The sequence below is a fragment of the Shewanella sp. Isolate13 genome, from assembly GCF_022398325.1.
Taxonomy (GTDB): domain Bacteria; phylum Pseudomonadota; class Gammaproteobacteria; order Enterobacterales; family Shewanellaceae; genus Shewanella.
In genome coordinates, this window is the sequence record NZ_JAKEVD010000045.1 from 1 (window position 1) to 19,574 (window position 19,574).

Annotated in this window: 21 protein-coding genes; 9 read left to right on the forward strand and 12 right to left on the reverse strand. The window is 46.1% G+C overall.

Annotated features, from left to right (window positions below; translation table 11 throughout):
- The first annotated feature begins 444 nt into the window (after positions 1–444).
- Positions 445–1,002, forward strand: a complete 558-nt coding sequence (locus tag L1D44_RS19455) for a gamma carbonic anhydrase family protein (protein WP_239892934.1) — start codon at positions 445–447, stop codon at positions 1,000–1,002.
- 8 nt (positions 1,003–1,010) lie between these two features.
- Here L1D44_RS19455 and L1D44_RS19460 read toward each other — a convergent pair whose 3' ends face one another.
- Together L1D44_RS19460 and aroE are read right to left on the reverse strand one after the other, a co-directional pair.
- Positions 1,011–1,289 carry a DUF1488 domain-containing protein gene (locus L1D44_RS19460; RefSeq protein WP_239892935.1) on the reverse strand — a complete coding sequence of 93 codons (279 nt, stop codon included), beginning with the start codon at positions 1,287–1,289 and terminating at the stop codon, positions 1,011–1,013.
- 23 nt (positions 1,290–1,312) lie between these two features.
- The gene (gene aroE, locus L1D44_RS19465; RefSeq protein WP_239892936.1) at positions 1,313–2,128 is read right to left on the reverse strand and encodes a shikimate dehydrogenase; all 816 of its coding nucleotides are present in this window, start codon (positions 2,126–2,128) and stop codon (positions 1,313–1,315) included.
- A gap of 186 nt (positions 2,129–2,314) precedes the next feature.
- On the opposite strand from aroE, the gene L1D44_RS19470 reads away from it, so the two are divergent.
- Positions 2,315–2,749: a group II truncated hemoglobin gene (locus L1D44_RS19470; protein ID WP_239892937.1), complete on the forward strand. Its 435-nt coding sequence runs from the start codon at positions 2,315–2,317 to the stop codon at positions 2,747–2,749.
- Positions 2,750–2,803: 54 nt separating this feature from the next.
- Here L1D44_RS19470 and hemF read toward each other — a convergent pair whose 3' ends face one another.
- The 3 genes from hemF to L1D44_RS19485 form a co-directional block, all read right to left on the reverse strand.
- Positions 2,804–3,718 carry an oxygen-dependent coproporphyrinogen oxidase gene (gene hemF / locus L1D44_RS19475; RefSeq protein WP_239892938.1) on the reverse strand — a complete coding sequence of 305 codons (915 nt, stop codon included), beginning with the start codon at positions 3,716–3,718 and terminating at the stop codon, positions 2,804–2,806.
- 24 nt (positions 3,719–3,742) lie between these two features.
- Positions 3,743–4,306 carry an L-threonylcarbamoyladenylate synthase gene (locus tag L1D44_RS19480; protein ID WP_239892939.1) on the reverse strand — a complete coding sequence of 188 codons (564 nt, stop codon included), beginning with the start codon at positions 4,304–4,306 and terminating at the stop codon, positions 3,743–3,745.
- A gap of 86 nt (positions 4,307–4,392) precedes the next feature.
- Entirely contained in the window at positions 4,393–4,956 is a 564-nt protein-coding gene (locus L1D44_RS19485) for a topoisomerase DNA-binding C4 zinc finger domain-containing protein (protein ID WP_239892940.1), read from the reverse strand.
- A 139-nt stretch (positions 4,957–5,095) separates the two neighbouring features.
- Here L1D44_RS19485 and L1D44_RS19490 point away from each other — a divergent pair, with 139 nt between their 5' ends.
- Positions 5,096–6,868, forward strand: a complete 1,773-nt coding sequence (locus L1D44_RS19490; RefSeq protein ID WP_239892941.1) for a collagenase — start codon at positions 5,096–5,098, stop codon at positions 6,866–6,868.
- A gap of 99 nt (positions 6,869–6,967) precedes the next feature.
- On the opposite strand, the gene L1D44_RS19495 is transcribed toward L1D44_RS19490, so the two are convergent.
- The 3 genes from L1D44_RS19495 to L1D44_RS19505 form a co-directional block, all read right to left on the reverse strand.
- Positions 6,968–7,441 carry a DUF494 family protein gene (locus L1D44_RS19495; RefSeq protein ID WP_202723603.1) on the reverse strand — a complete coding sequence of 158 codons (474 nt, stop codon included), beginning with the start codon at positions 7,439–7,441 and terminating at the stop codon, positions 6,968–6,970.
- A 2-nt stretch (positions 7,442–7,443) separates the two neighbouring features.
- Complete coding sequence (gene dprA / locus L1D44_RS19500; RefSeq protein WP_239892942.1) at positions 7,444–8,463, reverse strand: DNA-processing protein DprA; 1,020 nt, start codon at positions 8,461–8,463, stop codon at positions 7,444–7,446.
- Positions 8,464–8,618: 155 nt separating this feature from the next.
- Positions 8,619–9,719 (reverse strand): LysM peptidoglycan-binding domain-containing protein, encoded by a 1,101-nt coding sequence (locus L1D44_RS19505; RefSeq protein WP_239892943.1) that lies wholly within the window; start codon positions 9,717–9,719, stop codon positions 8,619–8,621.
- A 137-nt stretch (positions 9,720–9,856) separates the two neighbouring features.
- On the opposite strand from L1D44_RS19505, the gene def reads away from it, so the two are divergent.
- The 5 genes from def to L1D44_RS19530 are packed head-to-tail and all read left to right on the forward strand — an operon-like array spanning position 9,857 to position 15,506.
- A complete protein-coding gene (gene def / locus L1D44_RS19510; protein ID WP_220768851.1) occupies positions 9,857–10,369 on the forward strand; it encodes a peptide deformylase in 513 nt (170 codons plus the stop codon).
- Between the two features lie 4 nt (positions 10,370–10,373).
- Positions 10,374–11,339 carry a methionyl-tRNA formyltransferase gene (gene fmt / locus L1D44_RS19515; protein WP_239892944.1) on the forward strand — a complete coding sequence of 322 codons (966 nt, stop codon included), beginning with the start codon at positions 10,374–10,376 and terminating at the stop codon, positions 11,337–11,339.
- Between the two features lie 6 nt (positions 11,340–11,345).
- A complete protein-coding gene (gene rsmB, locus L1D44_RS19520; RefSeq protein WP_239892945.1) occupies positions 11,346–12,626 on the forward strand; it encodes a 16S rRNA (cytosine(967)-C(5))-methyltransferase RsmB in 1,281 nt (426 codons plus the stop codon).
- Positions 12,627–12,633: 7 nt separating this feature from the next.
- On the forward strand, positions 12,634–14,043 hold the full coding sequence (trkA, locus tag L1D44_RS19525) for a Trk system potassium transporter TrkA (protein WP_220768854.1): 1,410 nt from the start codon (positions 12,634–12,636) through the stop codon (positions 14,041–14,043).
- 20 nt (positions 14,044–14,063) lie between these two features.
- Positions 14,064–15,506 (forward strand): TrkH family potassium uptake protein, encoded by a 1,443-nt coding sequence (locus L1D44_RS19530; protein ID WP_239892946.1) that lies wholly within the window; start codon positions 14,064–14,066, stop codon positions 15,504–15,506.
- 72 nt (positions 15,507–15,578) lie between these two features.
- On the opposite strand, the gene hemG (L1D44_RS19535) is transcribed toward L1D44_RS19530, so the two are convergent.
- Entirely contained in the window at positions 15,579–16,118 is a 540-nt protein-coding gene (gene hemG / locus L1D44_RS19535; protein ID WP_239892947.1) for a menaquinone-dependent protoporphyrinogen IX dehydrogenase, read from the reverse strand.
- Positions 16,119–16,317: 199 nt separating this feature from the next.
- On the opposite strand from hemG (L1D44_RS19535), the gene L1D44_RS19540 reads away from it, so the two are divergent.
- Positions 16,318–16,626 carry a metalloregulator ArsR/SmtB family transcription factor gene (locus tag L1D44_RS19540; RefSeq protein ID WP_202723612.1) on the forward strand — a complete coding sequence of 103 codons (309 nt, stop codon included), beginning with the start codon at positions 16,318–16,320 and terminating at the stop codon, positions 16,624–16,626.
- A gap of 71 nt (positions 16,627–16,697) precedes the next feature.
- Here the strand turns inward: L1D44_RS19540 and hemG (L1D44_RS19545) are convergent, their stop codons facing one another.
- The 3 genes from hemG (L1D44_RS19545) to L1D44_RS19555 all read right to left on the reverse strand — a co-directional run bounded on the left by hemG (L1D44_RS19545) (position 16,698) and on the right by L1D44_RS19555 (position 19,572).
- On the reverse strand, positions 16,698–17,225 hold the full coding sequence (hemG, locus tag L1D44_RS19545; RefSeq protein ID WP_239892948.1) for a menaquinone-dependent protoporphyrinogen IX dehydrogenase: 528 nt from the start codon (positions 17,223–17,225) through the stop codon (positions 16,698–16,700).
- A gap of 128 nt (positions 17,226–17,353) precedes the next feature.
- A complete protein-coding gene (locus L1D44_RS19550) occupies positions 17,354–18,811 on the reverse strand; it encodes a TrkH family potassium uptake protein (protein ID WP_220768858.1) in 1,458 nt (485 codons plus the stop codon).
- 146 nt (positions 18,812–18,957) lie between these two features.
- Positions 18,958–19,572: a YigZ family protein gene (locus L1D44_RS19555; protein ID WP_239892949.1), complete on the reverse strand. Its 615-nt coding sequence runs from the start codon at positions 19,570–19,572 to the stop codon at positions 18,958–18,960.
- Between the last annotated feature and the right edge of the window lie 2 nt (positions 19,573–19,574).

Genomic DNA, 19,574 nt, shown 5'->3' on the forward strand with positions numbered 1-19,574 from the left:
GTGTCCACACAGATTTGCTTGTCATATTGTTAAAGAGCGTTGCCTGCTTGGCGTTCTCAGCGAACCGTTCCAAGTGGCTAGGGCTGCGTATTCTACACTTCCCGTTGTTGGCGTCAAGCGTTTATTTTAAGAAGTTTTTCAAGCGATGATTCTTTATACAAGGCACATCAAATGAAGCTCTTAAACCGCTTGTCACCAGATTCAAATCTCTTCCGATTTTCGAATCCCTAACACCGCTGCAAGTCCCGTGCTATCTAGCGTTTACGCTGGGTAGTTGGCCTGCTGTGCCGTGTCAGTGGATGCGCATTATAGGGATGTCAGCTCAAAGCGCAAGAGCAAAAATGAATAAAACTCTAGTTTCATTACTGTTTGCTTATAAAACCCCCTGACTAGCTACTTTTTAGGCTTTATAATGCCATAAAACGCCATTTTAAGGACTTTTAGATGACTAACTACAGAAACAATAAGTCACTGCGCTCATATAAAGGTATTGTTCCTGAGCTAAAGAGTAACGTATATATCGACCAAGACTGCGTTCTCGTCGGTGATATTACGCTAGATGATGACTCTAGCGTTTGGCCTTTAGTCGCTGCTCGGGGCGATGTAAACAGTATCTATATAGGCAAACGTTCAAATATCCAAGATGGTACTGTGCTACATGTCACTCGTAAGTCAGCAGCTTTACCCGAAGGTCACCCTTTAATTATTGGTGATGATGTGACAGTTGGTCACAAAGCTATGCTACATGGATGCAAAGTCGGCAATCGTATTTTAGTCGGCATGGGGGCCATCATTTTAGATGGAGCCATATTAGAAGACGATGTGATTTTAGGTGCAGGCTCCTTAGTCCCTCCAGGCAAGGTACTAAAGAGTGGTTATCTGTATGTAGGCAGCCCGGCGAAACAAGCTCGACCACTTACCGAGACAGAGATTGCCTTCCTGCCTCAATCTGCTGACAACTATGTCAGACTAAAGAACGAATATCTACAAGAAGGCGAGTAGTCTCGAGCTTATGCTAGAACGACTCGTCCCTGCTCATCGAATATCTCCTGTCCGATGAGCGCTTCAACCTCTTCCTCTATATCAAACCGATAATCATCAAATAGATCTAGTGCTTTATTCGCAATATCTTGCTCACCGATATCCACTGTTGCCGATGACAAAGAAATCAGCTTATTTAAACTAATGCGGCATTCAATATTGGCTCCCTGAACCTGTACAGGGAAAACGATGCTTTGTGTTTGTGCATCCCAATCTTGTAGATCGGGAAATAAAATACTCTGGTTCATAACTATCTCAAACATATCTCAAATTAGAGTTCGGCTCGAAGCTGAGCTAAAACAGGTTCTACGCTAGGTTTAACCTTACGCCAGATAAAGAAACTCTCAGCAGCTTGCCCCACCAGCATGCCTAAGCCATCTATGGTTTGGTCGGCCCCCTGCGCTTTGGCCCACACATTAAATGCCGTTGCTTCTTTGCTATACATCATATCGTAGCAAACTGTCTTATCTGTAATCGTATCGCCACTTATATTTGGCACTTCACCGCTTAAACTGGAAGAGGTCGAGTTAATAACAAGATCGTAGCTTTGGCCTGTATGTGATATCGGTAAGGCATTAACCGTTCCGTAGTTAGCAAATAGTTCTACCAGAGCTTCAGCCTTAGCTTGTGTTCTGTTTACTATCGTCAGCTTTTCAATTCCTGCATTCAGTAGTGGCAAAATACAGCCTCTTGCCGCACCACCCGCTCCCACTAATAGAACATTTAGACCCGCAAGGCTGCCAAGGTTTCTTTCGAGATCGGCAACTAAGCCTAAACCATCTGTATTATCACCTCTGACCTTACCATCAGCTTGCACCGATAAGGTATTTACCGCTCCTGCTAGTTGCGCTTGCTCACTAAGCTCGTTGCACAGAGCAAATGCTTGCTCTTTAAAAGGCACAGTAACATTAGCTCCATAACCCTTGTTAGCAGCAAACTGTTTGAATGTTGCTTCAAATGCATCAATCGGGGCTAAGATAGCCTCATAACTTAATGACTGAGCCGTTTCTTTGGCAAACATGGTATGTATCTTTGGGGATTTACTGTGTGCAATGGGGTTACCAAATACTGCGTATCGTTCAGTCATGCTTGCAACTCTATACGGGTTAAAAACACTAGTGTAACGCGGATTAACTCATAGGCAATCTATTCTACCCGAGTTATTTTCAGCTCTGTTTTCTACTGTGGCTCACTTAAATTGCTAGATAAATTTACTCATGGCCTTGCTACACTGTTCGCCAAAGTCGTAATAAGAAGCCGTAGAAGAAGCAATATGAACTGGTTAAAGAAGCTTGTTGGCAAAACCCAACCGAGTAAAGACAGAGGCCCAAGCCAATCCAATGCCTATGATCGCATCGGTGGAGAGAAGGTCATTCGCGCGATTGCCCATCAGTTTTATCTGCAGATGCAGAGCAATGAAGCGACACAAGCGTTATTGTCGCTCCATAGAGCACCAATTGATGAGTCAGAACAAAAGCTCTTTGAGTTTCTAAGCGGCTGGCTTGGTGGGCCACAACTTTATCAGCAGAAACATGGCCACCCAGCATTGCGGGCTAGACACATGCCATTTAAGGTCGACGAGGCCATGCGAGATCAGTGGTTACTCTGTATGAAAGCGGCGATAGAGATAGAAGTGACAGAGCCACAGCATCAGCAAGCTATCTATAGTGCAATCGCTACGCTAGCGGATCATATGCGAAACCAATAACGTTTAAGAACATGATTGGTTTCGCTACTATAGTGACGCTTGTGATAAAGCCCGTTAAAGGTTTAACCAATCTCTTGGCTTTAGGTAATCACTATAAAGTTTTGCCTCTGGGCTACCCTCTTCTGGTGTGTAGGCATATTCCCAACGTACCAATGGTGGCATCGACATGAGAATAGACTCTGTACGACCACCAGTTTGTAGGCCAAACAGGGTGCCACGGTCATAAACCAAGTTAAATTCAACATATCTCCCGCGGCGGTATAACTGGAACTGCCGTTCACGCTCACCATATTCAGTATCTTTACGACGCTCAACAATTGGGGCGTACGCCGTTAAGAACCCATTACCTACCGCCTGCATAAAGGCAAAGCTCTGATCGAAGCCCTGTTTATTGAGATCATCAAAGAAAAGTCCACCAACGCCGCGCGTCTCATTGCGGTGTGGTAACCAAAAGTATTCATCACACCACTGCTTATATTTAGGGTAAACCTCTTCGCCAAATGGTTCACATAAAGACTTAGCAGTTAAGTGCCACTCGAGCACATCTTCTAAATAAGGGTAGTAAGGGGTTAAGTCAAAACCACCACCAAACCACCATACAGGGTCGGCCCCCTCTTTATGGGCAATGAAGAAACGTACGTTGGCATGTGTCGTAGGAATATGTGGATTGTTTGGGTGAATAACTAAAGACACCCCCATCGCTTCGAAACTGCGACCCGCTAGCTCTGGACGATGTGCTGTTGCCGAGGCAGGCATAGATGCGCCCATCACATGGGAAAAGTTAACACCGGCTTGTTCAAATACGGCACCACCAGTCAGTACGCGGCTCTGCCCACCGCCCCCCTCTTCACGTTTCCAAGAGTCTTCTGCAAATGTTGCCACGCCATCTAGGGCTTCTAATCCATTACAAATACGGTTTTGAAGATCGAGTAAGAAAGCTTTTACTACTGCTGGATCTGGTGTGCTCATATTATTCCTTTTTATAGTGGCTAATTAACCTTGTCTCAGAATGGCGCCTGTTTTGGCATCGATAATGGTGGATGGTGATACTTGAGTTCCTAGCTCACCTTTTACTAATCCAGTAATCTTGCCGGTAAACTGCTGTTTAATACTTTCAGCTGATAGCGCTGGCTCTTGCCCTGACAAATTGGCGCTGGTCGATACAACTGGTTTATTGATAGCTGCACATAGGGCTTTAACATCCTCATGCGCTGTCACGCGTACTGCAATAGAGTCAAAGGTGCCACTGAGTAACTTAGATAGCCCTGGCTTAATCGGCATAATAAAAGTAAACGGACCCGGCCACTTACTCTTAACATAAGCTAATTGCTCAGCAGTAAGTTGGGATTCATCGATATACGGCAACAACTGTCGATAGTCACCCGCAACCAAAATAAGCCCCTTCTGCCAAGGACGCTGCTTTATCTGCAGTAACTGATTAATGGCATCATCATTATCGGGATCGCAACCTAAGCCGTACACAGCTTCGGTTGGGTAGGCTATCACTCCACCTTGCTCGATCAATTCGGCTACGTCCGCCGGCAATACTTCTAACATTTATCTCTTAACCTTATGTAATCCGCGCAGTGCAATATCCCTATGATTACTCAAAAGTGATATTAGCGGGAAGATAATATGAATATTTAAACAGGACGCTTATATTTGCATGTCTTTTCAGGGCACTCTAAGCGCATTCCAGCGGCTCCCTTGCGCTCAACTAAGATCCCAAAACCACACTCAGGACAAGCTTCCGCCCTAGGAGGATAGTTGACTAAGAACTTACATTTTGGATAAGCACTACAAGCATAAAACGACTTACCAAATCGACTTGTTCTATGTTCTATATGACCTTTTTTGCATTTAGGGCAAGGGATCTCATCTTGGCTATCGGCCTGATCATGCTTTTCGATGTGGCTACACTCAGGATAATTGGTGCAACCAATAAAAATACCAAAACGGCCAGACTTAACCGCCAGCTCATTACCGCAATCAGGGCAAATAGAGCCCTCAATAATTTGTGTCTCAATCGACTCGTGCTGCACCAGCGGTCTTGTGTAATCACAACTTGGATAGTTATTACACCCAATAAAACCACCGTGCTTACTGTGCTTTACCGACAACTCGCAGCCACATTTAGGGCAAAGCTCAAACTCTTTCTCAAGAGCGTGCTCATGCGTAGTAAACAGTTGCTGATCTATTTTGGTCATGATTGTCTCAATTCATCTCTATGCCGCTATTCTACCAAGGAATCGATTAAGTTTTGTATTCCAGTGTTAGAATTTCGTGAAAAGCAATGATATATTGTATTCAATAAAAGCAAGGGAATTAAAATAAAGGGATAAAAAAATGAATACACCCTCAAAGCTAGCTATGACTATTATAGCGGGTCTACTCACCTCTCTCTCAGGTTGTACTAGTGTCGAACAACAAGCTGTAAACCCATACACCATTAGCCAAATCACTGCGGCTTCCGAAACAGACCTGTTTAATGCCCAAAGCCCACTCTTAACAAGAGATACCTTTTTACAGGCCAGTGCAGCTCTGAGTACGACTCAAAATATCGACTCGGCTAATCAACTACTCTACTATTTCCGTGCCTTTAGCTATTACGGCCCAGTGGATGACCTTAGCGCCGCAGACATCTCTGCTTTAGCGATAGCACTTGAAGACCTAAGTGATTCAGACTTACTCGACAACCAAGCCCGTCTGCAAGAACAGTATGCGGTGACGGTATATCGTTACTTCGCCAATAACGATGCCGCACCAGCCTTGGCCCCCCTACTTTCTCAACTAGAAACGCAGCTACAGCAACTCGCCACATCGACACCCAATAAAGCTAACGACTATGGCTTGCTAGAAACACTTAAAGCTTATGGTTTCCTACTCAATAAAAGCCGTAAGGATGTCGATGGCGAGCTAAACAAAGTACTGCTAGCTGCCGAGCTAAATACGCCACTATTGGCATTTGCAGCCAGCCCTGCCAGTATCCGCTCCGATAGTGACTGGCCTCGCACCAACGCATATTGGGCACTCGCCCTCTACCGTCTCGCCCTTCCTTCATCGGAAGATGGTAAAGCAACCGAGCAAGAGCTTGCCGTAGACGAAGCTGTAGCGGCAATTGCGAAAGCCGACGTTGCGCAACGTGGTGATGCAGCAAGAGATGCTTACACCGCAGGTTTTCACGTCAACGTATTTGGTGGTCAGGAGTTGTGTGAAGAGAATAGCGAAATATGCCGCATTCCGGATCTTAAAACGGCTCTACCAATCGAGCATCATTGCTCCGATAGTTTATTCATACTGACTCAAGATCTAAACGAGCAAGAGTTGGCCGAGAGCTGTACCAAGCTGACATCTCAAGAGTCTAATTTCCATAGTGTGTTAGAGACAGGGCTAAAACCCACACCTAATGACTTTAATACCGCACTAAGAGTTGTCGCCTTTAAGAATTGGAGCCAATACCACCTCTATGGTCAGCTGATCTTTGATATTAATACCGATAATGGCGGAATGTACATAGAAGGCACACCATCCAAGCCTGGTAATCAGGCGACCTTCTTTGCCTATCGCCAATGGTGGATCGAACCAGAGTTTAGAGTCTGGAACCTCAACCATGAATATGTGCACTACCTTGATGGTCACTTTGTAAAATATGCTGGTTTTGGGCACTTCCCATCAAAAATGGTGTGGTGGTCAGAAGGCTTAGCTGAGTATGTTTCCAAGAGTAACGAGAACCCTTCAGCCCTTCGCGTTATTAAACGTGATATAGAAGAAGCACCAACACTAGAAGAGATCTTCGCCACCGAATATAAAGATGGCCAAGACAGAACCTATAAGTGGAGCTATATGGCGATTCGCTTCCTAGTGGAAAATCATCACGCTGACTTTGTACAGCTAAGCAAATACCTTAAAACCGACTACTTTGAGGGTTACGAGCAACTGATGGCATCGTTGACTGAGCATCAACCCCAATTCGCCGACTGGTTAAGTACCCAAGTCAGTGAGTTTGATGATAGCGAAGAAGATGCCAAACCTAGGTTACACAAGCAGGGGCGCTATGATTATCGTGACTACTTGCAACCAAAGCACTTAGCTCATGGTAAGAATCACCTAACATTCTAGGCACAACGCCAATTTGTATCCATCCATGGCAAATTGGCATAAATGTTCCAGACACAAAAAAGGAGGCTTAGGCCTCCTTTGCTTTAGGTTCTTTATAGACTACGAGTGTAGACGCCCGTCGGGCTGTTCAAAGATAAGATCTTCCATCTGCTCATATGCAGACTCATGACCCGGCGCATTAAATAGCACCATCAGGATAACCCACTTAAGATCATCAAGGTTCAGAGTTGGCTCATCAATCTCCATCACTCGGTCAATAACCATCTCACGGGTCTCGACGCTGAGCACTTTAATCTGCTCTAAAAAGAGTAAGAAGCCGCGACTCTCAACATCAATCTTTTCCATTTCGGCATCGGTATAAATGCGGAATGAATGCTGATCATGATTACAAAGATAAGGCGTGCCAGCTTCTTGAAGTTCAGCTAAACGCTCTAACCAAGAAAGTGCTTTGATGATTTCACTCTGGTGAAATCCGGCGCGAGTAAGTTCTTTTGTGAGTTCGTCTTCATCTACCAAGAGTTCGACTTCACTATGAACATAGTTTTCAAATAAATACATGAGGATATCAAACATGGCTAGCTCCTCTTTAGTCTTATGTAACCACCAGGGACTGCAGAAATCCAACCCTGCAGCTCGAGTTCAAGCAATTGCTCTAATACTAGCTCTATGGTTTTTCCACTATGCTCGACTACATCATCTATTGTTGTAGCCTCATAGCCTACACTAGCTAACAGCGAGGAAAATGGCAAATCAGAAGCGTTCTCCCCCCCTATATGGTGACGAGCCTTGAGTTCTTCAAGGTGAAAATACGATAAAGCGGTAACTTCTTCCAAAATGTCACTAACAGACTCGACTAACTTAGCGCCATCACGCAACAACTGATGACATCCCTCACTTTGCTCACTGAGCACACTCCCCGGAACAGCAAACACCTCTCTCCCCTGTTCATTCGCCAGCCTAGCCGTGATCAGTGAGCCACTTTTCAGGGTTGCCTCAACCACTAAGGTTCCTATAGTTAGACCGCTAATAATGCGATTTCGTTTCGGAAAATTACCAGAATATGGCTTAACGCTGGGCCAAAATTCACTAACAACACAGCCATCCTTTTGAATACTATTGTAAATGTGACGATGCCTCTTAGGGTAAATTACATCGACTCCAGTCCCCAGCACGGCAATACTGGGTTTATCAATATCGATAGCGGCCTTATGGGCTGAACCATCGATACCTAAGGCCATACCACTGATAATACCGACGCCATTTATCGCTAATTCCGTTGCTAATTGATAAGCCACCTTTAGGCCACCAGGTGTTGCCCGCCGACTTCCGACAATAGCAAGACCGGGAAACAATAAAGCATCCCGGTTACCTTTTAAAAATAACAGTGGTGGCGGATCGTTAATCTGCTTAAGCAATGGAGGGTAATCTGGGTCATCAAAGCTGATAAGGTGATGGTTGTCTTCGGCTTGCTGCCACGCCAAAGCCGCATCAACTAAAGCATAATCGGGAGAAAGATGAGATTGTAGTAACGACTCTGGTAAAGGCAGCGCTTGTGGCTCATGCGTTAGTCTTTGCCTTAGTTCGGCTACATCCATGTAATTTATTAATTGTTTAACCCGAGCCGGTCCTAGCCCAGATACTGCAGAAACAACTAGCCAATCGACCAGCGTATCGTTAATAGTTCGTCCCTTTAAAAGTGCGATGCAACCATTATGGTTGCATCGAAAGAAACACTATAACTAACTCTAGTCTACTCACTGCTGATCAGCGAATCGGGAATCGCCAACTTGTCGGCCACTCGTACTGGCCGCTCATTAACTAAGATAATCCCCATACTCGTTTTATCGAACACTTTAAACACCATCAACTTGCCGCGATAAAGATCGGGCATCTTAACGGCGCTGTCGGAAGAGATATTAGCTAGCATCTTCTCGTAACGGTTTCGCTCATGAGGCTGTACAGGTATGCCATCGCCATCGATAACTACGACCTTTCCGTCTTTGAAGATAGAGAACACATGCCCAGGCCCAAGGCCGTCGGTTGCCCCTCTGTCTAAGTAGACCACATCAAGCTTACCCATCTCACGAATATCTTTACCCGATGCTAATACTGTCGTTGGTGCATCGACCTCCGCAGCCTTAGGCATAAAATAGGCTGACATGAGTGAATCATCTTCGATCGGTAAGACTCGATATCCAGCAGATGTTTCCTGCAAGCTACTAAGTAGCTCAACTTTGGAAATCGCCCCCGACTCTACCACTCGGCCACTGGCAGACAAGATCACCTCTAAACCTAAATCTTCGCCATCGCTATTCTTAAAGGTGCGGCCATAGGTGTAAACACCTAGCTTATCACCCACAGTGAGCTCGCCTTGAACATAGATAATGTCTGAAACCACATGGAACTTAGAGGGACTCTCTCCTCCCATGACTTTCGGCTGTGACTCATACCACTGCTCATCGACCACGCGATTTTGTAATAGATAAGGGCGAATTAACGAGAGGTCGATTGCTGGGATAGCACCATCTTTGGGGGAGATACGCCCCTGCGGACTCTTTCGAATATGGGGTTTAACCACTAGACGAGGCTTACCATCAATAAAGACCAAGGTAAGTCTGTCACCAGGATAAATAAGGTGCGGATTAGCCACCTGTGGGTTTGCGCCCCAAAGCTTGGGCCAACGCCAAGGATCATTGAGGAAAGACGCCGAAATATCCCAAAGGGTATCGCCTTTCTTAACCACGTAAGAGTCGGGATGCCCCGACTTTAGGGTTAGCGTATCGGCAAATACGGAGGTGCAACCAATTATGAGTGAAGCAAGTAATATTAACCGTTTCATCTGGGTATCCATGCTATTTGCTCTTTTATTAGAGTAATAAGTAGAGCTTTTGCTGTTATTGAATGCCGCTAACGACTAAAATTGAGCCATTAGCCAAAGTCAGTATAACCAACTGACTCAGATTTGACAGACTTGTTAAGAGTTTAGGTATGAGTTTATTAAAAGTTTTACAGTTTCCAGATGAGAGATTACGCACTGTTGCTAAGCCGATAACAGAGTTTAACCCTGCTCTTCAAACACAGATCGACGATATGTTCGAAACAATGTACGAAGAAAAGGGAATTGGTCTTGCGGCAACACAGGTCGATTACCACCATCAACTTATTGTGATGGACCTTCAAGATGAAGTTGAACGCCCAAAAGTGTTCATCAATTTAGAAATTATCGCCAAAAGCGGTGAGTTTTCGAACGAAGAGGGCTGCCTATCTGTTCCAGGTATTTACGCTAAAGTCGATCGAGCCGAATTTGTTACCATCAAGGCACTCGATCGTGACGGTAAAGAGTTTACTTTGGAAGCCGATGGACTGTTTGCTATCTGCCTACAGCATGAATTAGATCATCTAGCAGGCAAACTGTTTGTTGACTACCTGTCACCACTTAAGCGCCAGCGTATCAAACAGAAGCTAGAAAAAGCGGCTCGTCTCGAAGCAAAACAAGGATAAATCGTTGAAACCATTAAATGTCATTTTTGCAGGAACTCCTGACTTTGCTGCACGCCATCTTCAAGCGCTAATCGACTCAGAGCACAACGTAATTGCAGTATATACCCAGCCGGATAGACCCGCTGGCCGTGGTAAGAAACTGCAAGCGAGTCCAGTTAAAGCATTAGCCCTTGAAAATGACATCGCAGTTTTTCAGCCTAAGTCGCTACGTGACGAAGATGCTCAAGCCGAGCTTGCTTCGCTAAACGCCGACATCATGGTCGTTGTAGCATACGGGCTTATCTTACCTAAAGTGGTACTCGATACTCCCCGCCTAGGTTGCATCAATGTTCATGGCTCAATTCTGCCACGCTGGCGTGGTGCGGCGCCAATTCAACGCGCATTGTGGGCTGGCGACAGTGAAACTGGCGTCACCATCATGCAGATGGACATAGGCCTCGATACCGGTGATATGCTGTTAAAAACACAGCTAAAAATTGAAGACAGTGACACCTCTGCAACCCTTTATGAAAAGCTTGCAGAGCAAGGGCCTACCGCATTGGTTGAAGCGCTTGCAGGCATAGCAGAAGATCGTTTACCTGCCGAGAAGCAAGATGAAAGCCTAGCCAACTACGCAGAGAAGCTCTCGAAAGAGGAAGCGCGTTTAGATTGGTCTAAATCGGCTAGCGCACTATGGCGTGAAATCCGAGCCTTTAATCCGTGGCCAGTGAGTCACTACGAGCACGAAGACAATACCATTAAGGTATGGCAAAGCCATGTCAGTGATGAAACCAGTTCAAAGCAGCCTGGTACGATTCTATCTGCCGATAAAAGTGGCATTAGCATCGCAACCGGCGAAGGGGTATTAACCATTACCCAGATGCAACTTCCAGGTAAGAAACCTTTAAGCGTTGCTGACATCCTAAATGCAAGAGCAGACTGGTTTACTCCAGGAACCCTACTTGCTGGCACAGATAACTTAGAGGCTTAATCGCTAATGAATTTAAGAGCTTTGGCCGCTAAGGTCATTTTCCAAGTGCTAGAAAAAGGCGTGTCACTTTCAGTGGCGCTGCCGGATCAGCAAAAGCATTTAGACAGTGGTAAAGATAAGGCACTGCTTGCCGAGCTATGCTACGGCGTGATGCGTCATTTGCCACAACTCGACAAGCAAGTCAGTGATTGCATGAGCAAACAGATGAAGGGTAAGCAGCGCATCGTCCACCAGCTATTGCTTGTTGGCTGCTACCAGCTTTACTTCACCCGTATCCCGAGTCATGCGGCAATCTCTGAAACCGCCGAAGCCTGTCGTCAGCTAAAGTTCGAAGGCTTAGTGAAAGTCGTTAATGGTGTCTTACGTAATATTCAACGCCAAGAAAAGCCGTTATCGACAGACAACGACACCTTAGCCTATAACACCCCAACCTGGATCATTAAGCGCTTAAAAGAGGCTTACCCAGAAAACTGGCAAACCGTCATTGAGCAAAGCCATGAACGCCCCCCCATGTGGCTGCGTAACAATCAGCTATCGCAAACAAGAGAGACCTATCTACAAGCGCTAGCCGGTCTGGAGATCGAAGCGCAAGCAGGTAATAGTCCCGATTCAATCCTATTAAGTAGCCCACGAGATGTGATGCATCTACCTGGTTTTGAAACGGGCGCAGCTTCCGTGCAAGATGGTGCGGCGCAATGGGCTGCCACATTACTGGCACCACAAGGTGATGAGCTAGTGCTGGATGCTTGCGCAGCACCGGGCGGTAAAAGCTGTCATCTATTGGAACTGGCACCAAACATCAAGCTGGTTGCGGTAGATTTCGATGCTAAACGCCTAGAGCGAGTGCAGCAAAATCTTGATAGATTGTCACTCAAAGCCAAATTAGTTCATGGCGATGCCGCCAATATTGATTCATGGTGGCAAGGTGAAAAGTTTGACCGTATTCTGCTCGATGCCCCCTGCTCGGCAACAGGCGTTATCCGCCGTCATCCAGATATTAAGTGGCTAAGAAAGAACAACGACATCGAAGAATTAGCGCAGTTACAGTCGCAAATATTCGATCACTGCTGGAAGTGGTTAAAGCCAGGTGGCACACTCTTGTATGCCACATGTTCGATTTTGCCACAGGAAAACAAAGATCAAGTCAGTGCCTTCTTAGCCAGAACACCCGATGCGACTTTAGTTCCTATCGAAGAGCAAGCTAACCCTGATGATATCGGTTGGCAGATTGTTCCCGGACAAGACAACATGGACGGCTTTTATTACGCTCGCCTAGTGAAGGATTAGTACGGCAATGAAAATTATCATTTTGGGTGCAGGACAAGTTGGCGGCACGTTAGCCGAAAACTTAGTAGGCGAAAACAATGACATCACCATTGTCGATAATGACAAAAACCGCCTGCGTACCTTGCAAGATAAGTACGACTTAAGGGTGGTTGTGGGTCATGGTGCTCACCCAAGTGTATTAAAAGAGGCGGGAGCCGAAGACGCAGACATGCTGATCGCGGTAACCAATAGCGACGAGTGTAATATGGCAGCCTGTCAGATTGCCTATTCGCTCTATGGCACGCCAACAAAAATTGCCCGTATTCGTTCTGAGCAGTATTTAGGTCTTCGTGACAAGCTGTTTATCGATAGTGAAACTAAACACGCAGAAAATCGCCCTCGTGGTGGCTTCATTATCGATGAGCTTATTGCGCCAGAACAACTGGTTACCGCCTATATTGGCCGCTTAGTCGAATACCCAGGCGCACTACAGGTACTTGAGTTCGCCGAAGGCAGACTCAGTCTGGTTGCTGTACGTGCCTACTACGGCGGCCCACTCGTGGGTAATGCATTGGCCGCACTGCGCGAGCATATGCCTAATATTGATACCCGGGTAGCGGCAATCTTTAGACAGGGTCGCCCGATTATGCCCCGCGGTACCACCATTATCGAGGCCGACGATGAAGTCTTCTTCGTAGCCGACAGTCGCCACGTGCGCGCGGTAATGAGTGAAATGCAAAAGCTGGATAACTCCTACCGCAATATCATGATTGCCGGCGGTGGTAATATCGGTTTAGGCTTGGCTAAGCAGCTACAGCGTAACCATTCGGTCAAGCTGATTGAGCGTAAGCAAGAGCGCGCCGAAGAGTTATCAGAAAAGCTTGAGAACACCACAGTATTTTGTGGCGATGCATCGGATCAAGAACTGCTACTCGAAGAGCATATCGATCAAACAGATGTATTTATTGCGGTTACCAACGACGATGAGGCCAACATCATGGCCGCCCTACTCGCTAAGCGCATGGGCGCCAAGAAAGTCATGGTGCTGATCCAGCGTGAGGCCTATGTTGATATCGTGCAGGAAGCCAATATCGATATCGCCATCTCACCACAGCAAGCCACTATCTCGGCACTGCTGACCCATATTCGCCAAGGTGATATTTGTAACGTTTACTCACTGCGTCGCGGTGCAGCCGAAGCGATCGAAGCGATTGCTCACGGTGACTCCAACACCTCCAAGGTCGTGGGTAAACAGATCAGCGAAATCAAATTACCACCCGGCACGACCATTGGTGCTATCGTGCGCGATGAAGAAGTATTGATGGCTCACGACAAGACCGTCATCGAACAAGGCGATCACGTTATCCTCTTCTTGGTAAATAAGAAGTTTATTGGTGAAGTTGAGAAACTTTTCCAACCGAGTGCCTTTTTCTTTTAAAAACGTTCAGGAGCGTAATAGTGCTGAACTATCGTCCTTTACTGTTTATTCTGGGAGTTTTCCTGTCGACGCTCACCGCGTTTATGTTAATTCCCGGCGCCTTCGCGCTCTATTATGGCGAGGAAACAGTAGGTGCATTTATGATCTCCTCTCTGGTTGCGGGCAGCGCGGCCAGCTTTTGTATGCACCAAGGCCAGAGCCGTAAACTCCATCTCAACATTCGAGATATGTTTCTGCTGACCTGTCTCACATGGCTTATCGTAAGCCTGTTTGCCGCAATGCCCTTCACTCTGTATCACGGTATCAACTATACCGATGCCTTCTTCGAAACCATGTCGGGGATCACCACTACAGGTTCTACCGTATTGTCGGGGCTCGACAGCATGGATCACAGCATTCTAATCTGGCGCTCACTGCTGCAGTGGTTAGGTGGAATAGGCTTTATCGTGATGGCAGTAGCCGTGCTGCCCTTCTTGAACGTTGGTGGTATGCGACTGTTTAGAACTGAGTCTTCAGACTGGAGTGATAAGACCACCCCACGCACCCAGCATATGGCAAAGAATCTGTTTATCGTTTATAGCCTACTCACCTTCCTGTGCTTCCTGGCTTATCACAGCAGCGGCATGAACTGGTTTCAAGCCATTAACCATGCCATGACAACGCTATCGACTGGCGGCTACTCCACCTCAGATCAATCCATGGCGGCGTTTTCTAACGAGGCCCATTGGGTTGGCACCATCTTTATGCTAGCAGGTGGCTTGCCCTTGCTAATGTTCGTTCACATGGTGCAACAACGCTCCGTCAGCGTATGGGACGATGCCCAGGTCAAAGGCTTCTTAAAGTTTGTAGTTTTTGTTTCTTGCTCACTTGCCCTATGGCTATGGAGCACCAGAGAAATTAACCCACTCGATGCCCTACGCTTAGCCAGCTTTAATGTGGTCTCAGTGGTTACAACGACAGGATATGGCCTTACCGATTACTCCGCATGGGGCGCACTGGCCAATATCGCCTTCCTGTTCTTGATGTTTGTCGGTAGCTGCTCGGGCTCAACCTCTGGCGGGATAAAAATCTTCCGCTTTCAAATAGCTGGCGTGATCATGCGTGAGCAACTTAAGCAGCAGTTTCACCCCAATGGTGTGTTTAAAGAGCGCTACAATAAACGCATCATTAAAGAGGATATTGTCCGCTCACTGGTCACTTTTATTCTGCTATTTGTATTGGTGATAGTGCTGCTATCAGTGGTGCTGGTACTCACGGGGCTCGATCCTGTCACCAGCTTTACCGGTGCCATTACCGCCGTTACCAATGTCGGCCCTGGATTGGGCGATACCATCGGCCCAGCTGGCAACTTCTCATCGCTACCCGATGTTGCCAAATGGGCGCTAGCAATAGGTATGTTATTGGGGCGCTTAGAGATCTTAACTGTCGCTGTCTTGTTCCATCCAAGCTTCTGGAAGTATTAACGCCCCCCAAAGTAAAAAATAAAAAGCCGCACTTAGTGCGGCTTTTACGATATAAACGAATGAATTAATACACTACTTAGCTAGGCTCACTAAGTGATCAGCATAAACCTTCACATCATCCCAATCGGTATAATCAATGACGGCTTTAGGATCGGTTGGACCATCGGTGATTTTCATGATCAGTTGGATCATCATTCTGTCGTACCAGCGCCAAGATGGATAATCGACCTTACCGGCAATCACCTTCACATCGTTAGGCTTCCACGCTGACAACTCAATGAACTTCTGTAGATACTTATTGTTTTCAGGCACACGCTTTTCTGGCTTACGCGCAACCACATTAACACTAAAGAAGCTTGAGGCTTTTGCACTTAATTCGGCTTGATGCGTGGCTGCGAATTCAAATACCGACTTATGATAGCTGCCGTAAAGTACACAAGCGCCAAGAGCGACAACATCATACTTAGCCCAATCGACACCTTCAGCCTTAGCCTCACTAATATGCATCATGTCGCACTGGTGACCTTGGCTAACTAAGTGGTCGGCGATAGCGCGGCTGATTCTGGCAGTATGACCACCACGAGAATAATAAAGTACCAAAACTGATTTCATCTGTATTCCAATTGAGGATTTGCTATTAAATCCATTGTTACAGCAAATCGTAGTTTTTAAAGGAGAATGGATCACAAATTAGGTGTAGCTCATATTATCGACATCAAAAATTGTGATAATTAGAAACCATGAGTATATTGTCTTATCATAACATCTCAATTAGAATAAACTAATTGAAGGCGATGGAGTAACTAACCGTATGCAAAAAGAAATCGATGCCAGCGCAATGGTCACCAATGCAGAGAGCGCAGCAAAATGGCTAAAGGCTATTGCGAACCCATATCGGTTAATGATTCTGTGCTTATTATTAGATAAAGAGTTAAGCGTAACCGAATTAAATAAAACGGTTCCACTTAGCCAATCGGCGCTATCACAACATCTCGCGGTGTTACGCTCTGAAGATTTAGTCGCAACCCGAAAGAGCTCACAAGTGGTTTACTACACCCTTAAAAATGAGCAGGTCACCGAGGTTATTTCCATATTGCATCGCAAGTATTGCGCCGCCTAAGAGATTATCTTTAGAGCCTATTTAAGATAGAAATAAGCCTGCTATTTAGCAGGCTTTTTATCGGCTCAAATCTAGCGCTTAGCAAATGCGTGGGCAAACTCATCGACCTTATTCCAGTCGGTAAATTCAAAGGTGCCACTGGTATCGGTTGGACCTTTAGTCATCCACATAATGAAGCGGATCATCACCTTATCGAACAGGCGATATTTAGGATAATCAATCTTACCGGCAAATACGGCTAACTGCTGCGGCTGCCACAATGACAGCGCCAAAAACTTCTTCATATAAGGGTTAGTTTCAGGGGTGTTTTTCTCTGGCTTGCGAGCCACGACATTGACAGTGAAGAATGCATTTTGCTTGGCATCCAGCACCGCATGGTGACGGTTAATAAACTGGTACAGCTCGGGTCTATGCTTACCATAGCGAATGCTCGCAGCAATTAAGATCTTGTCAAATTGCGCCAAACCTAAGGTTTCAGCCTCTTCGAGAGAAGCCAATATTACCTTAGCCCCTTGCTCTTGGTTTATCTTCTTTACCTGTTCACAAATCGCTTTGGTTTGACCATCGACTGTCGAATAAATGATTAGTGTATTGTTCATTAACGTCTCACTATTTTTCGGTTCAAACTAATTTCAAACAATGGCCAAAGGCCGATCTTATGTTCAGTATATCGGACAACAATTAACACTAACTGAGTCTTTCGTGCCCCAGATATTGTTACGCTGATTTAGTTCTTCCAGAATGTCGGAGTAAACAAAATTAGCAAGGTGAATACCTCTAAACGACCGAATAACATCGCAAACAGCAGCACCCATTTCTCACCATCACCAATACTGGCGTAGTTACTCGCCACCTCACCTAACCCTGGACCTAGGTTGTTCAAGCAGGCCGCTGTAGCACTAAAAGCGGTAATCGCATCCATACCTAGTGCCATCAGAATAAGCATACAGATAACAAAAACTAAGGCGTAAGCAGAGAAGAAGCCCCATACCGCATCAATCACCCTATCCGGCAGTGCATTACCGCTGATTCGGATAGAGAACATGCCACGGGGATGAACTAGACGCTTCAGCTCACGGGAGCCTTGTAGCAAAAGCAAGATCACTCGGATCACTTTAATGCCACCCGCGGTAGAACCACCACTACCACCAATAAAGCTAGAAAAGATTAATAGGATCGGTAAGAACAAAGGCCAGGCATGGAAGCTCTCTGTACCAAAACCTGCCGTAGTAGAGATAGATACCGCCTGAAACAGTGCGTAGTCAAAGGTTTCTTCAGCAGAGTCATAGATACCTGAGCCATAAAGCGTAACAAAACAGATGGCGGTTAGAACCAATTGAATGGCAATCAACACCTTGAACTCTGCATCACGGAAATAGACTCGTAAATTAATGCCACGGCGAGAGAATGCCGCAAAGTGGAGGCTAAAGTTCAGTGCGGCAATAAGTAGAAACACCACACAGATCATGTTGATAGTAGGGCTGTTGAAGTAACCCATGCTGGCATCGTGGGTAGAGAAGCCACCAATGGCAATAGTGGAAAATGAGTGACAGATAGCATCGAAGACATCCATCCCCGCCAACCAATATGCAACGGCGCAAGCGACTGTCAGTGCTAAATAGATATACCACAGCGCCTTTGCTGTTTCGGCAATTCTCGGCGTCATCTTACTGTCTTTTACTGGCCCCGGCATCTCTGCTCGATACAGCTGCATTCCTCCGACACCGAGTACAGGGAGAATAGCCACCGCCAGTACGATGATCCCCATACCGCCTAGCCACTGTAGTAGATGTCGGTAGAATAGAATCGCCTTAGGCAGGCTATCTAAACCAACAATCACTGTAGCCCCCGTGGTCGTCAATGCCGAGAAAGACTCGAAGAAGCTGTCGGTTAAACTCAGAGAGGGCTGACCAGAGAAGATAAAAGGCACCGCACCAATGGATCCGAGTACTACCCAGAATAGTACCACCAGCAGGAAGCCTTCTCGGGTACGTAGATCCTTATGGTGAGATCGATTAGGGTACCAGAGTCCAAAACCCAAGATCAGGCACAACACAAACGCCTGAATAAAAGCCATGCCTCCGCCATCTTTATAGATAACAGCGACCAGAGCGGGTGGAAGTAAAGATAAAGAAAACAACCCCATCAACAGGCCTGTAATTCTTATAATTGTTCGATATTGCATTGATTCCCATCACTAGCGCTTATGCTTAGCGCATTCTCGCACACTTATTAATTAATATTCACATTCGAATAGCAATCTTGCTACTCATCAATAAAAACGCCAAGCGAGTATCAATCGCTTTTAATAAACCCAAGCTAAGTTATGGCTTACTCTTCAAATACAGCTTTAAGCTGACCTTTACTCATTGTCGCTAAATCTAGATTCAACTGCTGTTTAAAAACCTTAGGGATAGCAAATCGGATCTCTATATGCTCTGCAAACAGCTTGTCTTCAATCAAGACATCTAATTGAGCGAATAGGTGCTCCACATCTTTTAACTGATGATACTCACACACCAGCTTGCCGGGATAACGGATCTGCTTTAACTGGGTCTCAATTTGAGGAATCGCTTGTTTAATGCCAGAGCTATATGCTCTAACCAAGCCACCCACTCCCAGCTTGGTGCCGCCGAAGTAACGGATCACAACGGCGCCTATTTCACCAATATTAGCCCCCTGTAAGGCAGCCAACATAGGTCGTCCCGCACTCCCCGAAGGTTCACCATCATCACTTGAGCCGATATTGACACTATCGGTAGGCGAGCCACCAACAAAGGCATAGCAGTAATGGTTAGCGCCTGGGTATTCAACCTTCAGGTTAGTGAGTACACACTTCAACTCTTCTGCCGACTGGCAGTGAAACAGAAAAGAGATAAAGCGACTATGCTTTATCTCCTCTTCAAACAACAACTCCGCCGCAGGGATGAGATAACTCTCACTCAAAA